Source organism: Thermosyntropha lipolytica DSM 11003 (assembly GCF_900129805.1).
GTDB lineage: Bacteria > Bacillota > Syntrophomonadia > Syntrophomonadales > Syntrophomonadaceae > Thermosyntropha > Thermosyntropha lipolytica.
The window spans coordinates 84,890-98,069 of sequence record NZ_FQWY01000005.1 but is presented as its reverse complement, the minus strand read 5'-3'; the positions used below and the strand labels follow the sequence as shown (position 1 = coordinate 98,069).

The 13,180-nt window shown below is 46.7% G+C and carries 16 protein-coding genes; 15 read left to right on the top strand and 1 reads right to left on the bottom strand.

Translation table 11 applies throughout. The annotated features are described in order from the left end of the window. Positions 1-251: 251 nt before the first annotated feature. From flgK to BUB92_RS02260, 8 genes are all read left to right on the top strand, one after another. On the top strand, positions 252-2,144 hold the full coding sequence (gene flgK, locus BUB92_RS02295) for a flagellar hook-associated protein FlgK (protein WP_073089482.1): 1,893 nt from the start codon (positions 252-254) through the stop codon (positions 2,142-2,144). A gap of 20 nt (positions 2,145-2,164) precedes the next feature. Next, positions 2,165-3,058 carry a flagellar hook-associated protein FlgL gene (flgL, locus tag BUB92_RS02290; protein WP_084728277.1) on the top strand — a complete coding sequence of 298 codons (894 nt, stop codon included), beginning with the start codon at positions 2,165-2,167 and terminating at the stop codon, positions 3,056-3,058. Positions 3,059-3,075: 17 nt separating this feature from the next. Beyond that, on the top strand, positions 3,076-3,636 hold the full coding sequence (locus BUB92_RS02285) for a DUF6470 family protein (RefSeq protein WP_073089480.1): 561 nt from the start codon (positions 3,076-3,078) through the stop codon (positions 3,634-3,636). A gap of 22 nt (positions 3,637-3,658) precedes the next feature. Next, entirely contained in the window at positions 3,659-4,126 is a 468-nt protein-coding gene (gene fliW / locus BUB92_RS02280) for a flagellar assembly protein FliW (RefSeq protein ID WP_073089479.1), read from the top strand. Positions 4,127-4,129: 3 nt separating this feature from the next. Then, a complete protein-coding gene (gene csrA / locus BUB92_RS02275) occupies positions 4,130-4,363 on the top strand; it encodes a carbon storage regulator CsrA (protein WP_073089477.1) in 234 nt (77 codons plus the stop codon). A 27-nt stretch (positions 4,364-4,390) separates the two neighbouring features. After that, positions 4,391-5,857, top strand: coding sequence for a flagellar filament capping protein FliD (fliD, locus tag BUB92_RS02270; RefSeq protein WP_073089475.1), 1,467 nt, complete (start codon positions 4,391-4,393; stop codon positions 5,855-5,857). Between the two features lie 90 nt (positions 5,858-5,947). Further along, on the top strand, positions 5,948-6,313 hold the full coding sequence (locus BUB92_RS02265; protein ID WP_073089473.1) for a DUF8042 domain-containing protein: 366 nt from the start codon (positions 5,948-5,950) through the stop codon (positions 6,311-6,313). A gap of 15 nt (positions 6,314-6,328) precedes the next feature. Continuing rightward, a complete protein-coding gene (locus tag BUB92_RS02260) occupies positions 6,329-6,526 on the top strand; it encodes a YjfB family protein (RefSeq protein ID WP_073089471.1) in 198 nt (65 codons plus the stop codon). A 62-nt stretch (positions 6,527-6,588) separates the two neighbouring features. On the opposite strand, the gene BUB92_RS02255 is transcribed toward BUB92_RS02260, so the two are convergent. Then, positions 6,589-7,236: a rhomboid family intramembrane serine protease gene (locus BUB92_RS02255; protein WP_073089470.1), complete on the bottom strand. Its 648-nt coding sequence runs from the start codon at positions 7,234-7,236 to the stop codon at positions 6,589-6,591. Positions 7,237-7,462: 226 nt separating this feature from the next. Between BUB92_RS02255 and BUB92_RS02250 the strand changes: the two genes are divergently transcribed. The 7 genes from BUB92_RS02250 (at position 7,463) to secA (ending at position 13,180) form a co-directional block, all read left to right on the top strand. Further along, positions 7,463-7,846: a flagellar protein FlaG gene (locus BUB92_RS02250; RefSeq protein ID WP_073089468.1), complete on the top strand. Its 384-nt coding sequence runs from the start codon at positions 7,463-7,465 to the stop codon at positions 7,844-7,846. A 100-nt stretch (positions 7,847-7,946) separates the two neighbouring features. Beyond that, on the top strand, positions 7,947-8,372 hold the full coding sequence (fliS, locus tag BUB92_RS02245; RefSeq protein WP_341372066.1) for a flagellar export chaperone FliS: 426 nt from the start codon (positions 7,947-7,949) through the stop codon (positions 8,370-8,372). A gap of 7 nt (positions 8,373-8,379) precedes the next feature. Beyond that, positions 8,380-8,793 (top strand): hypothetical protein, encoded by a 414-nt coding sequence (locus BUB92_RS02240; RefSeq protein WP_073089466.1) that lies wholly within the window; start codon positions 8,380-8,382, stop codon positions 8,791-8,793. Positions 8,794-8,862: 69 nt separating this feature from the next. Then, on the top strand, positions 8,863-9,327 hold the full coding sequence (gene flgN / locus BUB92_RS02235; RefSeq protein WP_073089465.1) for a flagellar export chaperone FlgN: 465 nt from the start codon (positions 8,863-8,865) through the stop codon (positions 9,325-9,327). A 169-nt stretch (positions 9,328-9,496) separates the two neighbouring features. Continuing rightward, positions 9,497-9,796: a zinc-ribbon domain containing protein gene (locus BUB92_RS02230; RefSeq protein WP_073089463.1), complete on the top strand. Its 300-nt coding sequence runs from the start codon at positions 9,497-9,499 to the stop codon at positions 9,794-9,796. 256 nt (positions 9,797-10,052) lie between these two features. Next, positions 10,053-10,589 carry a ribosome hibernation-promoting factor, HPF/YfiA family gene (gene hpf, locus BUB92_RS02225; protein ID WP_073089461.1) on the top strand — a complete coding sequence of 179 codons (537 nt, stop codon included), beginning with the start codon at positions 10,053-10,055 and terminating at the stop codon, positions 10,587-10,589. Positions 10,590-10,687: 98 nt separating this feature from the next. Beyond that, on the top strand, positions 10,688-13,180 hold the full coding sequence (secA, locus tag BUB92_RS02220) for a preprotein translocase subunit SecA (protein ID WP_278280485.1): 2,493 nt from the start codon (positions 10,688-10,690) through the stop codon (positions 13,178-13,180).

Below are 13,180 nucleotides of genomic sequence, written 5' to 3'. Positions count from 1 at the left end.
TTGAGATAGACAGGGATTTGAACGCAAGTATAAACTTGAAGAATTATGAAAAACTAATAGCTTAGCACTTGACGCAAGCTATTAGCTAGTACCGATACGTTAGTCGGGAATTTAAGCCTTCGGAGCGTCATACCAAGCAGTAGTAGGTTTATCCGAAACTGGACGCGATGAACAAGGAAGGAAACAGAAACTTTATAAGGATATTATAAATCCCTTATAAAGTTTTGTAGGTTTTCTGTAACGGTACTTGTATGTCGCTTTTTGGCATAGAAATAGGCAAAAAGAGCATTATGAGCCAGCAGATGGCGCTGGAGGTTACCGGGCATAATGTGGCCAATGCGAATACCGAGGGTTATACCCGGCAGAAGGCTAATCTTACGACTACCCGGCCTTACCATACTCCGGTGCTGGTGAGCAGCGGCAAAGCCGGGCAGCTGGGGACCGGGGTTACGGTCAAGGATATTCAGCGGATAAGGGATAGTTTTCTGGATGACCAGATACGGAATGAGAATAAGCGGTCAGGCTACTGGAATGCGGTTTATGATGCCCTGGCCAAGATCGAAGTCATACTCAATGAGCCCTCGGAAGACGGATTGCGTTCGGTTATGGACCTGTACTGGAAAGCATGGCAGGACTTAGTGGCCCATCCGGAGAGTGAAGCGGTAAGGGCAACAGTCGTGCAGCGGGCGATGGCCATGGCCGATACGTTTAACCATACTTATAAGCAGCTTAAGGAGCTGCGGGAAGATGTAAATGCCTCGATAGCTATCAAGGTAGTGGAGATAAATTCTATCATCCAGCAGGTAGCTGATTTGAACCAGCAGATTCTGGCCATCACTATTGCCGGCAAGCAGCCTAATGATCTTCTGGATAGGCGGGATCTCCTTCTGGATCAATTGAGCCGGCTTATCTCGGTGAATATTGTGCAGGAGACAAACGGCATGGTGGCGGTGCAGATGGGAGGACGCACCCTGGTGCAGGGGGTAGAGTATTACGAGCTTTCTACTGTCCAGGATATATATGGCATGCATATGGTGGTATGGAAAGATACCGGGGTAAGGGCAGTTATCGAAGGAGGCGAACTGAAGGGGCTTCTGGATGTGCGGGGCAAAACTGACCGGCCGGAAGAGCCTGATCCTTCTCCCTACCGGGAGATTGTGCCGGAAATGATTGACCAGCTCAATGCGCTGGCGAAAACGATTGTTTTGCGCACCAATGAGCTGCACCGCAATGGTTTTAGCCTTAATAACCAGACTAAATTTCCTGATGGCATCAACTTTTTTAACGCCCCTGCTACCTTAGCAGATATAGATGCAATTAAGAACTGGGCTGAATATATAAGCGTAAACCGGGATATAGCAAGTGACCCTAAAAATATAGCGGCAGCTGCTTACCGCACCTGGGATGACAGTACCGGGATTTTGCAAAAGTATAATTTTGGGGATGGGGCCAATGCTTTGCGGATTGCCCAGCTCAAACATGACTTTAATGCCGTGTATGTCTGGGCTGAGACCCCGAAGCTAGGTGCGGTTTTGCCTTTTCCTTATGCCGGGCTAGGTGGGGATATGGAGGTTTTCTATAAAGACAGCGGAGGGAACCTGGTTTCTCAAGTTATATCCCTGGATACTGCCGGTATTACCCCTTCTCCAGTTTTTCGGGACCTGGCTGAGCTGGCCGGGTTTATACAGCAAAAGCTGCAGGAGGATCCGGTATTAAAAGCTAACAATGTGAAAATCGAAGTTTTATGCAGCGGGGATAAGCTGGTTTTCAAGGCCGGGGAGAGTTTTACCGCTGTCAGTGTTAATCTGCTTAAAGATGGCAATCCGGTCACCTCTTTTAATATAAATGCCGACTATTCTTTAACCGGGGTTATAAAACATGTTACCGGTGATGACTACTGGCGGGCTATTACCGCCAACAAAGGGGTACAGACGGCAGAAGCCAAGCGGATGGTGGAAAGCCAGGAGATACTCCTTAATCAGCTGGAAACGAAGCGGCAGTCGATTTCCGGCGTTTCCCTGGATGAAGAGATGACTAATATGATAAAGTTCCAGCATGCTTATAATGCGGCTGCCCGTTATATTACCGCCATGGATGAAGCTCTGGAAGTCATAGTAAACCGTTTGGGCCTGGTAGGTAGATAATAAGAAGGGGGAAGAAAGCAGTGATCAGGATTACCAATAATATGCTGGTAAACGACCTTATGCGCAACCTGAACAACAACTACCGGATGATGGACAAATACCAGCGGCAGCTGGCTACCGGGCGCAAGCTGAACATGCCTTCTGACAATCCGGCCGGGCTGGTAAAATCGCTGCGGCTTAGAACTAATATTGTAGAAAATGAGCAGTATCTGGCCAACATAAATGAAGCGATAAATTTTATGGAAACTACGGATTCGGCTCTGGATAATATTACCCAGATCCTGCACCGGGTAAGGGAGCTTACCGTCAAGGCGGCCAATGGGACGAACGATCCCGGTGCCCATCAGGCTATTGCTGATGAGGTAAAAGAGCTTAATGAACAGATAAAGCTTATTGCCAACACTACTTACGGCACCAAGCATGTTTTTGGCGGGCGCAATGTTACAGAGCCCCCCTGTCAGGGAAATAGCTGGCAGGGCAATGACGAATACCTGGAGCTGGAGATAGGGGTAGGGATTACCATACCTATCAATATAACCAACCGGGATATGAATTATTTTTTCACTGATCATAATGGCAAAGAAGGTATATTTACCCTGCTGGATAACCTGGTAAACGACATCAGGGATGGGAAGCTCAGCCAGATAAGTGCGGCCTTGAGCAAGATCGATGACAAAATGGGGGATATGCTTACGGCCCGCTCGGTTATTGGTGCCAAGACTAACCGGCTGGAGCTGCAAAAGAGCCGTCTGGAGTCAACCGGCATTTCTTTTACCGGGCTTCTGGCGGCCAATGAAGATGCCGATCTGGCGGAAGTTATCATGCAGCTTAAAATGCAGGAAAATGTCTACCGGGCTTCGCTGGCGGCAGGTGCCCGCATTATTCAGCCCAGCCTGGTTGATTTTCTCCGCTAATTGAGGAGGGCTAGGCTTTGCTCAGGCTCAGGATCGAACAGGAATTTGCCCGCATAGGGCTTAATATACAGAAACCTTTTCTGCCTTTGCGAACGACACTGCCTAAGATTGAGCTTAATATAAAAAAGCCGGAGCTCAGGCTTAATAACCATCTTCCCCGGGTGTATATCGACCAGCGCAGGTGTTTTGCCGATATGGAAAAGCGAACCCTGGATGATTTTATACGCTATTATGCCGAGCGGGGAAGAGAGCAGGTCTTAAAGGCTATTGGCGACATAGCAGAAGAAGGGGATATGCTGGCCCGTATTGAAGAGGGAGTCCGGCTGGAAGATGTGGCGGAAAAGGGATGGGGAGAGATGGCCGATTTTAATGTTACGGCTATTCCCAAACAGCCTCCGGATATAACCTGGGAGGTAAAGCCAGTAGAGGTGGAATTTATCCCGGGAGAGGTGGAACTGGAGCTTGTACGGGGAAGGGTGGAAAACCTTTTTACCCCGGGAAAGGTGGAGGTTTATCTGGAACAGAAAAACTACATTAAGATAGACTGGGTAGGAGAAAACCTGGATATCAAGGTTTAGGAGCGGAAAGGAGCGAGCTTTGATGCAGATTGCAAGCCGGGTGCTGGGGAAAATGGAGATTGAGGAGAACAGTATAATAAAGTTTCCGGAAGGGCTTCCTGCTTTTGAAGAAGAGAAGGAATTTGTGATTATACCGCTGGAGGAGGGGAGCCCTTTTTATTATATGCAGGCGGTGGGGAATGAGGAATTATGCTTTATGCTGGCTGACCCTTTTGTGTTTTTCCCGGCTTATGAGATAAAGCTGGGGGATGAGGTGGTAAGAAAGCTCAAGCTTAAGGAAAAAGGGGAGAATATTGCGGTTTTTGTTATCCTGACAGTTCCCGATGATTACCGGCTTACGACCGCTAATCTGCTGGCTCCCCTTATTATAAATACGGAAGAAAAAATAGGGCTTCAGTTTGTGGCCGTAGATTCCGATTATAATACTAAGCACTTTATTTTTCCCGGTGAGGCGGAAAAGATAAGGTGTGCGGCCGGGGAGGGGAGATAAGATTTGCTGGTTTTAGGGCGCCGTAAGGGTGAAAGTATAATCATCGGTGATGATATTGAAATTAGTATAATCGATATTCAGAATGAAGTGGTGAAAATAGGCATTAATGCTCCCCGCCAGGTAAGCATAGTGCGCAAGGAGATCTATGAAGAGGTAAGGGAGGCTAACCGGGAAGCTGTCCGCAATGTCAGGGAGGCTGGAGCTATAAGCCGGCTGTGGAAAAGGGAAGAGAAATAGAGAAGGTCCTTAAGAAGGAGGGATACCATGTCCTATACGAGTAATATAAACAATATCCGCTTTGGCGGGATGGCAAGCGGTTTGGATACGGAAAAGATAGTAAAACAGCTTATGCGGCTGGAACAGAGAAGGGTGGACCGCATTGCCCAGGAAAAGCAGATCCTGGAGTGGAAAAGAAGCGGCTATCGGGAGATTAATACCAAACTCCTGGCTTTGCGCAATGCCGCTTTTGATCTGCGGTTGCAGAGCAATTTCCTGGGCCGTAAAGCAGTAAGCAGCAGTGAAAGTGTGGTGCAGGCTTCCGGGGTTGATGCCGGGGGGATAACCGGCAATTATAAGATAGAGGTAGAGAAGCTGGCAACAGGTGCGAGTTATCAGGCAGCGGTAGAAAGCAATTTTGCAGCCCAGGCCGGGACTCTGGTCATTACCGGCAGCAAAGGGAGTGCGGAGATAAGCCTTGAGGAGGGAGAAGGAGCCAAACAGGCAGCAGCTAGAATAAATGCTTATACTAATACTACCGGTATCCGGGCTGTCTATGATGAGAACTTAAACCGCTTTTTCCTTATGTCGGTAGATACCGGGAGTAGTGCGGTTATCAAGGTAAAGGCTCTGGATGATGGAGGAGCAGCTAATCTGGCTGGCCTGCTGGGCGGAGCTTATAATGTGGATGAGGAAGTCACCTTAAGCAGCGGGCAGGATGCCCAGGTTAAGATAAATGACGGTGAGGTTTTAACCTTTTCTTCCAATCAGATAAAGGTTCTGGGCATGAGCCTGGTTTTGAAAGGGGAAGGGGTAGCCCAGGTGACAGTGAGCCAGGATATAGACCGGGCCGTAGAGAAGATAAAAGCCTTTGTGGAAGCCTATAATGAGGTGATGGAAAAGATAAATACCAGGCTTACCGAAAAGAGATACCGGGACTATCCTCCTTTGACCGAAGAACAGAAGAAAGAGCTGAAGGAAAAAGAAATCGAGCTGTGGGAAGAAAAAGCCAGGAGCGGGCTTTTGAATGCTGATCCCTTGCTTTCTAGCATAGCCAGCGGTATCCGCATGACGGTTATGGATGCTGTTCCCGGGCTGGAAGGAAAGTACAAGACTTTGAGTTCCCTGGGCATAACTACCCTTTCCTGGAATGACAAGGGCAAACTTTATGTAAATGAGGAAAAACTGCGCAATGCCTTAAGTGAAGATCTGGAAGGGGTAATGAGCTTTTTTACCAACAGCAGCGGAAATGGCATGGCCCAGAAGGTTTATGAAAAGGTGAACAGTGCTATAAGACAGATAGTAGATAAAGCAGGGCGGGATGACTATAAAGTAGATAACAGCCTGCTGGGCAAGGAGATTTTGCAGCAGGAGAAGAAAATGGCCCAGATGCAGGAAAAACTGGCCAAGATAGAAGAAAAATACTGGAGGCAGTTTACGGCTATGGAAAAAGCCCTGGCCAAAATGCAGAGCCAGGGAGACTGGCTGATGATGCACCTGTCAGCTGGCAAATAGCAGGGGATGGCAGCAGCAGGAATTTTAAGTTAAGGAGCGAAATATTAGCAAAGGGGGAGGAAGAAATACTGGAGAGAAAGCAGGGGTTGTATGCTGGATAAAACGGTAGTGCAGAATATTCTGGAGCTTTTGGGGACGATGGAGGAAGCCTTTGCCTATACCAGGGATAAACTAGAAGCTCTGGAGATAGAGGCTACTACCGGGGTGCTGCATGATACGATGGAAGCTTTTCTCACCATTGAGAACAGCTTGCTTTTCATGTCGCCTGATCTGGCCGCCGGCAGGATAAAACAGGCCACCGATAAGCTGAGAGATGCTTTCAGCCTTATAGTGCAAAACTATGAGGAGGAAAGGGGATATAAAGCCCTGGAGATAGTAAGGACCAGTTTGGAGCCGGCTTTCAGGTACTGGAAGCAGACCCTGGAGGAAGAATTGAGGCCGTATGTGGTTTCCTAGAGAAGAGGTGATAATATGGATATAGCGGCCTGGTCGATAAGTTTTCATCAGGCAGAGCTTATGCAGAAGGCAGGGGTTTCTGTCTTGAAAATGGCGATGGAACAGGCTCAGGTTCAGATGGATGGGGTGCTTGAAGTTATGGCTGCCAGTGTTAAGGCTATGGAGCAGTCGGTTATGCCCCATCTGGGAGCCCATATTGATATTCGTATATAAGTATATGCAAAGTGCCAAAAGCGGTGGGGATAAGAGAAAAACCGCTTTTTTTTTACGATTTTTTAATAGTAATGGTCGGTGTTTTCTCTGGATACGAAAAAAGGATGCAGGATTACCCCCGCTGCAAAGCCTCCGATATGGGCCCAGAAAGCTATGGTAGGGTGTTCTAATGCCGCCAGGCTGCCTAAGCCGGCCCACAGCTGGGTCAGGATCCATATTCCCAGATAGAACCAGGCGGGAAAGGTAAAAAGGAAGAAAGGGGGAACCCAGGTAAGGATGCGGGCCCGGGGAAACATAATGAAATAAGCCCCCATGACCCCGGCGATAGCCCCGGAAGCCCCTACTACCGGAATAGATGAATGAGGATTTATGTAATAATGAACCAGAGCAGCTATGATGCCGCAGAGGAGATAGAAAATAATAAAGCGCATCTTGCCCATGCGGTCTTCCACATTATCGCCCAGCAGCCACAGCATCCACATATTGGATATTATGTGCATAAGGCTGCCGTGCAGGAACATATAGGTTACGGCCGATGTGGGATGGTATAGCAGATGGGAAGGGATAAATCCTTTCTGGTAGATCATAGCTTCCATACCGACAGGGCCGCTGGTTATTTGCTGATAGAAAACATAAATATTGGCCAGGATAATGAGCACGGTTACCAGCGGAAATGAACGGCTGGGGGTGCTGTCGCGTAAAGGAATCATATTTTCCCTCTTTCTTTTTTATTAACAATGTAGCATTTTGGGAAAAGAATATAAAGAGATAAAAAGAGGTTTTTGCTTTTACCCGGCTGCTCGGGGATTTTTATTTGCAATATATTACGATTCGTAACAGTTTTTAAAAAAAGAACCGTCCCCAATTTAAAAAGATTAAAGTTTTATATAAATGTAACGATATTTAATACAGAAGATTGTGCTGGGAGGCGAGTTTATGCGGATTGAAGGGCAGGCAGCAGCAGTTGATTATATAAAGCATGACTTCCGGGTGCGAAGTGAGGGAGCAGAAGAGGCTTCTTCCCGGATGGCGGCGCAAGGGGTAAATGTAAACATTTTAAGTCGGGAAAAAGAAAAGGAGCTTAATCCGGAAGTGCTGAAGCAGGCGGTAGCTACAGCCAATGAGGCTTTCCGCCTCAGCAACTATCATCTTGAGTTCAGGCTGCATGAGAATAGCGGACGCTATCAGATAAAGGTGGTAGATACTGATTCCAACACGGTTATCCGTGAAATCCCCCCGGAGTATATGCTGGAGATTTCCGCCCGTATCCGGGAAGTGCTGGATAAATTCCTGGGGGTTTTTGTCGATGCCCTGGTTTAGAAATGGAAAAATGGTGTTGTAAATAGCAGGAAAAAGGAAGAAAAAAGAAAAAGGACTTGTGCTTTCCGGTGCGAATTATTTTTCTAGGGAGGCTTGATGGATGATGAATATGTATGCCCAGGCATATGATCAATACAAAAAGACGAGTGTTGAAACTTTATCTCCTGGCAAACTTCTCCTCATGCTTTATGAAGGAGCTATAAAGAATGTGAAGCTGGCCCGGGAAGGGATAAAGGAGAAGGATTATAATAAGGCCCACAACCACCTTATAAAAGCCCAGGATATTATTACCGAACTTATGGTTACTTTGAAAATGGAATATGATATAGCTAAACAGCTTTACAGCATATATGATTACCTCTACCGGCGTCTGGTGGAGGCCAATGTGCGGAAAGATGCGGCTATTCTCGATGAAGTAGAAGTTTTTCTGACAGAACTGCGGGATACCTGGCAGGAAGTGGTGAAAAAGCAGGCCCAGAGCCTTTTGGAAAAAAGCCGGCCCCAGAATATAAGTGTAAAAGGATAGAGGAGCGATGATGGATAGTTTTGCTTTTGAAGTCCGGGAGGAGCTGAAGGCGGCTTTTATGTACCTTATGGATGTTTCCTGCCGCCAGCTTATGGTGATAGAGAGCATCAGCGAAGATGAGGAAAACTGGGAGGATATGCTCTTAGAGGTGCTGGAGGAGAAAGATAAGGCGATCTCTTTTATTGAGGAGATTTTTTCCCGCCTGGGGGATGCCGCTTTCAGTATTAAACAGGATCCGGAAATAAGGGAGCTCATGCTTTTTATAAAAGGGCAGGAAGAGAGGAGCCGGCAGCTTTTGCGGGAAAAGGCGGACCGCATAGGTGAAAAGATCAAGGCATTAAAGCAGAATGAAAAAGCACGCAGGGCTTATGACGGAGAAGGCCGGGAAGGGGAGAGCTGGTTTTTTGACCGCCGCAGATAATAAAGAGGAAGAGGAAAGAGGCTTGGGAAGAAGTATACAGTATATAGGATATGAGGAAGGGTAGCAGGTATGACTGAAGGTTTGGTGCGCGGCATAATAGATAATTTTCGCGAACAGCATAAGCTTTATTCTACCATGTGGGATCTGGCTTTAAAGCAGAAGGAGTGCCTAAAGGACGGGAAGGATCCTGACCTGGACCGCTTTTTGCGGCTTTTGCAGCAGCGAAACCAGCTTATGGCAAAGATATCCCCTATCAGCCAGGAAAATGTCAGGTTGCAGCAGGTGGTTATGGCAGACCTTAAGATCGACCATTTTACGCTTTCTGAGCTGCAGGGCCGCATAGATAAAGATTTATGGGAAGAACTGCAGAAGGTTATAAAAGAGCTGAATGAGGTTTTGCTGGCCATAAGCGAAGCTGACCATGATAATAGTGTGGTTATCAAGGATAGGTACGGACTGCGCTATAATAACAGCCCGGGGAACTATAAAAGGGCTAAAGAGGTTTACCAGCAGGTAATGAATAAGAAGATATAGGAAAGAGGACACAAGGGGATAAAGGATAAAATTTTATAGAAAATGAGTCCTTTTCCTTGCTATTTTTTTATCTAAGGTATATAATGAACATACTGTTAGTTGGATATCCCTCCAGGAGAGGAAATATCTGCGACAGGAAATCTAAGATCAAAGTGAGGGATTCTTTCAGATGTTTGAGGACAGAACTTTAGTATGTCAGGATTGTGGCAGGGAATTTGTGTTTACTGCCGGAGAACAGGAGTTTTATGCGGAGAAAGGTTTTGAAAATGAACCTAAACGCTGCAAGGAGTGCAGAGGTGCTCGCCGCAGTAGCAGTAGCAGCAGCCGCAGCAGCCGTGCTCCCAGAGAAATGTACAGTGCCGTATGTGCAAGCTGCGGAGCAGATACCAAAGTTCCTTTTAAGCCTGTAGATGGCAGACCTGTTTACTGCATGGATTGTTTCCAGGCGCAAAGAAGAGCAGCGTATTAATAAAAGGAATATTTACCGGGCTTTAAGCCCGGTTTTGTATTTTTTAGAAAAATTTTGACAATAATATTCACCTTATGCAGGATTTTGTTTAAGTAGAGTAGAATTTTTAACCTATGGTAAAATATATATAAAGATAAGGTAAAAAAGGTTAGTTCATCTCTTTCAGGTATTGCTTTTGCGGTTGGGGCTTTAGGAGTCTAAACCGCAAGGTCATATAAATATAGATGACCTGCAGGATAAGGGAAGGAGTGGTTATATGAAGTTTGAATTTCGGGGAAAGAATATTGAAGTTACGCAGGCGCTCAAGGATTATGCGGAAAAAAGGCTTTCCAAACTGGAAAAATACATCGAGGATGTGAGAACTGCCCAGGTTGCTTTTTCCATAGAAGGAGAAAAACATAAAGTCGAGGTTACGATACCTTTAAACGGCATAATACTGCGGGGAGAAGAGGCTACGGAGGATATGTATGCTTCTATCGATGCCGTACAGGAAAAATTGGAAAGGCAGATAGAAAAGTATAAGACCAGGCTTTATAAACACCACAAAGCAGCTGGCTTTAAGCAGGCAGTAGCTGAAGAGGTTAAAGAGGAAGCGGAGAAAGAAGAAGGATTCAAGATCGTGCGCACCAAGCGGTTTGCCTTGAAGCCTATGGATGCAGAAGAAGCTATTATGCAGATGAATCTTTTAGGACATAGCTTTTTTGTCTTTTTCAATGCGGAAACGGAAGAGGTAAATGTTGTATATAGAAGGCATGACGGCAATTATGGCCTGATTGAGCCGCATTTTGATTAGTTGAAGTTAAAGGGGCAAAAGTGCTATTATATAAAATTAGATAAGAATATTAAGGAACCTTATGGTTCCTTGTTTTTTTGAAAAGAGGTTGGTTGGTTATGATTAAGGATTTTTTGGCCCGCATACTTGACGACAATGAAAAAGAGATTAAAAAGCTCAGCAAAACGGTGTATAAGATCAATGCTTTAGAGCCGGAATTTAAAAGATTACGGGATGAAGATTTTCCGGGGAAAACCCAGGAGTTTAAGCAGAGGATAGAAAAGGGAGAAAGCCTGAATGATATACTGCCCGAAGCTTTTGCTCTGGTAAGGGAAGCTGCTTACCGCACGCTGGGCATGAGGCATTTTGATGTCCAGCTTATGGGAGGAATTGTCCTGCACCAGGGCCGTATAGCGGAGATGAAGACCGGGGAAGGGAAAACCCTGGTGGCTACTCTGCCTGCTTATCTCAATGCCCTGGAAGGCAAGGGTGTCCATGTGGTGACGGTAAATGATTATCTGGCCAGGCGCGATGCTGAGTGGATGGGCCCGGTTTACCAGTTCTGCGGCCTTACGGTAGGGGTTATCGTACATGGCCTTGATTACCAGGAAAGGAAACATGCTTACAGCTGTGATATTACCTATGGTACTAATAATGAATTCGGCTTTGACTATCTAAGGGATAATATGGTTATAAGGCCGGAGAATATGGTGCAGCGCGATCTTCATTATGCCATCGTTGACGAGGTGGATTCCATACTGATAGATGAAGCGCGCACCCCCCTTATAATTTCCGGGGAAGGGGATAAACCCACCCATCTCTATTACCAGATTGCCAGGTTTGTGCCCCGTCTGGAAAGAGAAGTGGATTATAAGGTAGATGAAAAGGCCCATATAGTAACCCTTACCGAAGAAGGGGTAAGGAAGGCGGAAAAATATTTCGGGGTCGAGAACCTGGCCGAAAATATGGAATTGGCCCATCATATAAACCAGGGGCTAAAAGCCCATTTTCTCATGCACCGGGACCGGGATTATGTAGTTAAAGACGGCAAGGTGATTATTGTCGATGAATTTACCGGGCGGCTTATGTTTGGACGCCGTTACAGTGATGGCCTGCATCAGGCGATTGAAGCCAAGGAAGGGGTTAAGATTGAGAAAGAATCCCAGACCTTAGCTACCATAACTTTTCAGAATTATTTCCGCATGTATCGCAAGCTGGCCGGCATGACCGGTACGGCCAAGACGGAAGAAGAGGAATTCCGCAAGATTTATGGCATGGATGTGGTGGTTATTCCCACCCATAAGCCGATGATACGCATAGACAGGCCGGATGTGGTTTACCGTACGGAAATGGGGAAATTTAAAGCGGTGGTTGAAGATATTGCTGAAAGGTATAAAAAAGGCCAGCCGGTTCTGGTGGGGACTATATCGATCGAAAAATCAGAGCTTTTAAGCAAGATGCTGACTAAACGGGGTATCCCCCATCAGGTGCTCAATGCCAAGCACCATGAAAAAGAGGCGGAGATTATAGCCAGAGCCGGACAGAAGTATGCCGTAACTATAGCTACCAACATGGCCGGCCGCGGAACCGACATCGTGCTGGGCGAAGGGGTTAAAGAGCTGGGCGGCCTTTATGTGCTGGGAACGGAAAGGCATGAAGCCCGGCGCATAGATAACCAGCTGCGGGGAAGATCAGGACGTCAGGGAGACCCCGGCGAGTCGCGCTTTTATGTTTCCCTGGAAGATGACCTCATGCGGCTTTTTGGCTCGGCCAACATCGAAGGGCTTATGGATAGGCTGGGCATGGATGATGATATGCCTATTGAGAACAATCTGGTAACCAGGGCGATTGAAAATGCCCAGAAGCGGGTAGAAGCCCGCAACTTCAGTATCCGCAAGATGGTTTTGGAATATGATGATGTTATAAATAAACAGCGGGAAGTCATATATGGAGAAAGAAAGAAGGTTCTTTTCGGCGAAAATCTGAAAGAGACTATTTTCAGCATGATCGATGATGTCGTGGATAAGGTGGTAGACAGTTTTGCCGGGGAAGCCAGGTATGCAGACGAGTGGGATCTTGCTGGACTTATGAATTATGTGGAACAGAATATACTGCCGAAGCCTGATTTTACCGAAGAAGACCTGAAAGGGATGACCCGCAGGGAAGTTAAATCCTTCCTGGCAGAAAAGACGAAGGATTTTTATGAACAGAGGGAACAGGAAATCGGCAGTGAAAACATGCGGGAAATTGAAAAGTGGATTATGCTCAGGATTATTGATGAAAAGTGGATGGACCACATTGATGCTATGGACCAGCTGCGCAGCGGCATAGGCCTGCGGGCCTACGGGCATAAAGATCCCCTTATTGAATACAAGTTTGAAGCCTATGAGGCTTTCCAGGATATGGTTTTCAGTATCAAAGAAGATGTAGTACGCTATATACTGAGGGTAAGGGTGGCCCAGAAGCTGGAAGAAAGAAAGACTTTTACCAGCCATGGGGAAGAAGAGGTTAAAACCCCGGTTAGAGTAGGCGAAAAGGTGGGACGCAATGATCCCTGCCCCTGCGGCAGCGGGAAGAAATATAAGAAGTGCTGCGGCCGGGAAGCTGTTTAG